The sequence below is a fragment of the Actinomadura roseirufa genome, assembly GCF_900659635.1.
Lineage (GTDB): Bacteria > Actinomycetota > Actinomycetes > Streptosporangiales > Streptosporangiaceae > Spirillospora > Spirillospora roseirufa.
In genome coordinates, this window is the sequence record NZ_CAACVB010000353.1 from 1 (window position 1) to 6500 (window position 6500).

Genomic DNA, 6500 nt, shown 5'->3' on the forward strand with positions numbered 1-6500 from the left:
CGCGCGCGCGAGGTCCGGCGCGGCGCCCGGCGCGCCCTCGGTGCCCGGCACCGGCTCGACCTCGGTGGCCTCCAGCCCCAGCGACAGGAACTCCTTGGTCCGGTCGAGGGCCGCCTGGACGTTGTCCTCCTCGAAGGCCACCTTGACGGTGGCCTGGAGGCTGTGGCCGCAGCACGAGACGCCGACGGTGCCGACACCGCGGACGCCGGGCACGCTCAGCCCCTTGACGCCGATCTCCAGGCCGGCGCTGAACGAGATCTCGAGGCTGAAGCGGAACGAGAGCCTGATGGTGGTGAAGACCAGCGGGATCTTGATCCAGAACTCGATGGCGAAGGCGACCTGCACCTCCAGCCCGATCGCGCCGTAGACGGCCGAGTCGCCCGTCGGATCGCGGAAGTCGATCACGCCGATGTAGCGCGCTCCGAACGCCACCCGTGCCGTCGCGCTGATCCGCATGCCGACCAGCCCGAGGTCCACGCCGGCGCTCAGCTCCAGCCTGCCGCGGGCCAGGAAGCTCGTCCCGAGGACCATCTCCGTCGTCGAGACGCGGAAGATGAACCCGCCTTCGACCTCCACGGCCAGCGGACCGAGCTCGGTGTGCCAGCGCAGCATGTTGGGCCAGCCCAGCTCGTAGTGGAACAGGCCCGGCTCGATCAGCAGGGTGGCCGAGAAACGGCTGTTGGCGATCGCGTCCCGGACGAAGTCGGGCAGCGGCGGGTGGACGCCCGGCTTGCCGCCCTCGGGCTTGGAGATGTGGGCCAGGAACCGCTTCTGGCGCGGCGAGAGCAGCACGAAACCGCTCAGGATGGGGTTCTCGCGGGCGCCGTCCCTGTTGGTGACGTAGTCGGCGTAGTTGGTGTTGAACCAGCCGCGCACCGACATGAAGAAGGTCAGGTCGCTGCGGAAGGCGATGATCGCGTCGACCAGGAAGACGCAGGCGAGGTCGGCCTCGGCGAAGGCCTCGTAGCGCAGGGGCGAGGCCGAGGCGGAGGTCTGCGAGATCATCGCCCGCAGCACGATCGTCCAGCGTGGGTCCTGGCCGGCCTCCTCCAGGTCCACCGCCCAGCGGTCGCGCTTGGACAGCTCGCCCTGAGTGCGCGACAGACCCTCCAGGGTCTTGAGCAGCTTCTTGACGTCGTTCTCGGCGTCGGCGGCCTTGATGGAGGCGATGGTGAAGCGGTAGCCGAAGCCCATGCCGATCTCGCGGAGGTAGATCTGGATGACCGGGATCATGAAGCTGACCTGGCGGATCTCCAGGTAGAGGAACCAGGCCCGCAGCCATGGAGAGCCGGCGCCGCGGCGCACGCGCAGGAAGCCGAAGCTGGCCGCGATGGCGGGCAGGCCCTGGATCTGGACCAGGCCCTCGCCGATCAGCCCGGTCTGGTCGGGCTGATCGACGAAGTCGACCACGCCGTTGAGCCGGAACGCGGCGCCGATGGCCAGGTTCACCGGCAGGCGCGTGAAGTGGATGCGCGGCACGAACTCGCCCGGCAGCGGCAGCCCGATGAACAGCTCGTGGTAGTCGGGACGTGAGTCCGGGGTGTCGCCGGGGCCCTGGGCGAACTTCAGCTGGCCGGTGACCTGCATGGCCCCGTCGCCGCCGAAGAACTCGCACTGCGGGACGAAGCCGATCGCGCGCAGTTCCATCTCGAAGCAGCCGAGGAAGCCGAACGACACGGGCTTGGGCAGTTCGATCAGGAACTTCACATGCTTGGCGATCACCCGGGCGTCGCCGGTGAGCGGGCACTGGACGAGGTCGATGCGGATCTTGCCGAGCAGGGCCAGCGGCCCGTCGGCGTCATCGCCGGGGGCCGGTACGAACCGGGCGGAGCCGGTGACGGTGAAGTAGAGATGGAAGGCGCCGTCGTCGACGAACCGCAGCCCCAGGGCGTCGACCGAGAACTGGAAGCGCGTGCCCTTGCAGTCGAGCAGCTTGACGCCGCGCAGGTTCGCGGCGCCCTGCACCAGGGTCAGGTTGCCGCCCTCGCGCTGGGCGAACTGCAGGGCGATGTCGGCCGTGGCGTCCCCCACGAGGTCGGGCGGCAGCGGGCCCGAGCCGGCGATGGTGAAGTCGGCGACGCGGTTCTCGCGGATCACGAAGCCGCTGTCGGTGAAGCGGAAGCGCGTGCGCAGGCCGTTGAGCCGAGCCGGCCGGTCGGTGACGGTGGCGGCGAGGTTGACGCCCTTGGGCGTGAGGGCGAAATCCCGCACGCTGAAGGTGATCGGCTCCTCGCTGGCCCGCGTGAAGTCGAGCTCCAGCACCGCCCCTTCGGGCTGCTGGATCTGGTAGTGGTAGTCCTTCGTGGCGATGGTGAAGTAATGGAACGTCTTGTCGCCCAGGTCCTTGCCCTTGAACCTCCAGCGCAGCCCGAACAGGTCGGGGAACTCGCGCTCGGCCTCCGCCGACCGCAGCTCGATCCCCTGATCGTGGTCGACCTTGAGGGCGAAGGTGCCGAGGTTGAAGGTCAGGCGGCACAGCAGGTCGAAGCTGATGCTCAGGACGCGCAGCCGCACCCCGATGTCGAAGCCGACCTCACCCTGGGGCAGGCTGATCGGCAGCCCGTTGAGCGGCGTGTGGGTATAGAGCTGCAGGAACTGGGCGTCCTCGCCCTGGCCCTGTTTGAGGAAGGGCAGGGTGAACGCTCCACCGGCCGCGTCGATGTTGACGCTCAGCTGAGCGCTCCAGCCGTCCTGGAGGTCCGCCGGGTCGAAGACCACGGGCGTGCAGAGTGCGACCGGATCGCTGAGATCGAGCGGGGCGATCGGCGTGGTGAGCCGGCGGAAGAAGCCGGGCAGCTTCGCAACGCCGAGCGGGACGTCGAGCAGCACGAGACTGCGCGGACCGTCCGCCGGCGTGAGCGCGACGCTGAAGAGAGGCTTGCCGGGCGGCTGGGGCGGCTCGTCGTTGTGCAGCTCGCGGTCTCCGTCGCGGCCCCAGGCGAAGGTACTGCCCACCGTCACCGGATCGCCTCCCGCCAGGGTGGCGACGAAGGCGGCCCGTCCGAGGCCCTCGCCCTGGCGCAGCAGCAACAACGAGAAGCGGGTGGAGGCCGGAAGGCTCACGCTGAGCCCGGGGAGCGCGAAGGCGGCACCCGGGGCGGCGGCCTGCCAGTCCAGGCGCAGCTCTTCGAGGCCGTCTCCGATGATCAGACGAAGGGTGACCTGCTGCTCGCCCGCCGGGCTGCGGTCGCCCAGGTTGGGGACGAGCCGCCCGAGCAGCCCGTTCAGGCCGCCCTCCGTCCACCGCAGCACCAGGCATGCCTTGCCGCCCGCGCGGTGGAAGCCGACCGTGGCGCTGTCGACCACCAGCCCGGTGTCCCCGATCATCACGGGGTGGGGCAGCTGGGCGGTGAACGGCGCGTCGAACGTGATGCCGCCCTTACCGGCGCTCCCACCGAGCTTCGGCATCTCGAACTGGACGAAGGGACGTCCGGGGTCCGGCTCATAGCGGGCGTCCCCGCCGCTGGTCACATTGCGCACGGCGCGCAGCAGCGTCGGGCCGAAGCGCAGCCCGACGGGCATGTCGGTCACGCGCAGCACGGTCTGCGGCAGGATGTCGATCCCGAGGCCGAGCCCGACGGGCGCGCCGTCGCGGCTGCCGGGGGCCAGGACCAGGCTCACCGCGTCGAGGCCGGGCAGTCCCAGGACGAGTTCGCGCTCGAAGAGCAGGCGGGTGGTCAGGCTGACGTCGTCGGGCTTGGCGGTGATCTGTGGCGGTTCGAGCCACACATGGTCGAGCACGGCGGGGTCGGACGGCCTGGGCAGGAAGTCCGGCCACTTACCACCGAGGAAGTCGTTGACGGTCACGAACATGCTGCTCATGGCAGGCACCCACCCCATGGCTGGCGCGAGTCGACGTCGACGTAGCGGCTGTAGCGTTCCTGATCACGGTCGCTGAGCACCGTTTCCGCGGTGGGGAGCACGACGGGGGTGATGGTGGGCGGCAGGCCGACCCCGCTGCCCGGCGTGCCCCAGTCGCCGTTCCAGACGTTGAGCGCCCTGTCGAGATCGGCGATCCTCTGCTGGTCGGCCGGAGCCTGCAGGCCGAGGTGGTCGCTCCAGAGCCGCACCCGGTACTCCCGCGCCAGCAGGTCGTCCTCGTCGAGGAGGCCCACCGAGTGCTCGATGTCGCTGTAGAGGCTGCGCTGGAAGGCATTGGCCGAGCCGATGATCACCCAGTGGTCGTCGACGATCGTGCTCTTGGTGTGGACGACCACGTCGCGGCTGAACATGCGCACCCGGTCGCGCTGCTGGCCGTTCAGGTCGTGGAGCAGGCCCTTCCACAGCGCGACCTTCGCGTACGGAGGGAAGTGCGGGTCGTTCGGGTCGGCGATCCCGGTGAACAGGATCACCTTGAGATCGTCGCGGGCCTTGAGGGCGGCCCTCAGCCAGATCATCACGTCCAGCGACCAGAATCCCTGGTCTTCGATGTAGACGTAGCGCTCGGCGGTGAGGACGGCGTTGAACCAGGCGGAGCGCACCTCGAACAGGCCGTCGGGAGCGAAGGAGATCTTCTTGTTCTCCGGCAGGATGTTGAACGTCGTGTAATTGAAACGCGGCACGGTCCGCAGCGACTGGACGTGATGCTTTCCCACCGGTGTGGCCGGCAGGGCGCGCGCCGGCACGGCGGGCGTGGCGGACGCGTGGCTATAGATCTTCGTATCGTCATAGCGGAAGGGCTCGGGCTCCCGCGCTTTGACCTCGTTCCACATATCGCGGTAGAGGTCGTACATGGCCTGCACCGCCGGCCCCTCGACCTTCGCCTGGACGTCGTGCCACTGCAAGTGCGGGTGCGGCCGGCCGCCGTGGCGGTCGCCGACCAGGTCGAGCCCGCCGGTGTAGCCGATGGCGCTGCCGCCGTTGCCGACGAGCACCATCTTGGTATGTGACGCGCCCGCCGAATGGGCGATGATGTTCAGGCACGCCTTCTCGGCGAGGGCGGGCTCCTTGCGCAACTCGCGGATGGAGGCCAGGGTGCCCACGTTGACGTTGCGAATGTCGACCGCACCCGACTGGATCGCCGGGCTCAGGATGAAGTAGTCGCTCATGACGGAGAACGAGATCCAGCCCAGGACGCGGACGTCGACTCCGGCCGCCGCCTTGGCTTTGAGCACGTCGACCAGGTGATTCGGCGCTCCGGGACCATCGAGCGAGAACGGGTTCCCCAGCCCGACCGAAGGCCCGGTCGAGGCGCCCTGCGAGCCGGGCGCGGGGTTGACGGGTCCGCCCATCAGATGAAGCCACCAGCCGGCGATGTAGAGGAACTGGCCGCTGTTCTCGCTCGGCGTCCCCTGGCCCAGGGCGGCGATCTGCGCGGCGAGGTCGGCGAAGTACTCCGCGCCGTCGATCAGCGGGGTGACCCGGCAGCCGCCGAAGGTGGCCGGAAGCGGTTCCGAAGGGGGATCCGTATCGTCGGGCTGAACGAAGTACTTCTTTATCAGAGCATCGATGTCAGCCACCGGACGGCCCCCGAAGCTATATGCGAGCGCGTGACAGAATTCGGCATGCTGGTTGCGGAAAAGGCGAACGAGTATCGGCCACGAACGACAATCGAACTCAGGAACGATGAGGGCTGGACGAGCTTTGGCTGGATTTTCCCACACGAGCCCGACCCCCACAACGGCGCGGCCCGATCCGGTCACCGGCTCCGGCCTAGAATCCGCAGGTGGCAGGACCTTGACCGCACCATGCAAAAAAGCGCATGAAACAGAACAAATCGGCCGTCAGCGGCGGTTCATCCGCTTCCACGGAACTTCGAAAAAAGATCCGGCCCGCCAATCGCTCCGGCTTTTTTGGATCTTGTCAAAGGCGGCGAGGACCCCGCGTCGCCGAGGATCACCCGCGGCCCTGGGCGTTCCCTGCCGGCCGCTCGACAGGAGTCACCGGCGAATTGGGAAGGACGACGGTCAGCGGCCCAGTCGCCGGAGCGCCACGCCGACGCAGTCGCCGGGCCGGACGAAGCCGTACTCGCGCGAGTCCCAGCTGGCCTGCGGGTTGTCGCCGAGCACGACCAGGGAGCCGGGCGGCACCACGTCCTGCGGCGCCTCGCGCAGGGCCGGGAAATCGTCCCGCGGCACCGGGTCCCCGGCCACCGCGGCGACGCGCTTGACCAGCAGCCTTCCGCCGGGCGGCGGCGCGGCCCCGGGCTCCAGCGGCAACGTCTCGAGCAGGGCGAGATCGATGTCCGGCGGCGGCGGGCCGAGCGGCGGGTCCGGTGCCCGGACGACCACCACCTGTCCTTGACGGACGGACGCGGTGCGGCGGACGAGCAGCCGATCGCCCGCTCGCAGCGTCGGCTCCATGCTCCTGCCCTGCACCGTCGCGACGAGATAGGTCCGCCTCGCCCAGTACACGCCGAGCCCGAACACCACGAGCGGTCCCGCGGCTCCCATCAGGACTGTTCTCATCCGATGGCCTCCTGGTAGCCGGTGGCCTGGAGCCTGAACAAGCGGGCGTAGGTCCCCTCAGCGGCCAGCAGCGTGTCGTGGGTGCCCCTCTCG

At 69.3% G+C, this 6500-nt stretch carries 3 protein-coding genes; all 3 read right to left on the reverse strand.

All coding sequences use genetic code 11. From position 1 onward, the window contains the following. The coding region (locus tag E1291_RS37530) for a hypothetical protein (RefSeq protein WP_131742802.1) at positions 1 to 3822 on the reverse strand (3822 nt) is incomplete at its 3' end. Next, the gene (locus E1291_RS37535; RefSeq protein WP_131742803.1) at positions 3819 to 5642 is read right to left on the reverse strand and encodes a phospholipase D family protein; all 1824 of its coding nucleotides are present in this window, start codon (positions 5640 to 5642) and stop codon (positions 3819 to 3821) included. The genes E1291_RS37530 and E1291_RS37535, both read right to left, overlap by 4 nt. 264 nt (positions 5643 to 5906) lie before the next feature. Next, on the reverse strand, positions 5907 to 6407 hold the full coding sequence (locus E1291_RS37540) for a S26 family signal peptidase (RefSeq protein ID WP_131742804.1): 501 nt from the start codon (positions 6405 to 6407) through the stop codon (positions 5907 to 5909). Positions 6408 to 6500: the final 93 nt, after the last annotated feature.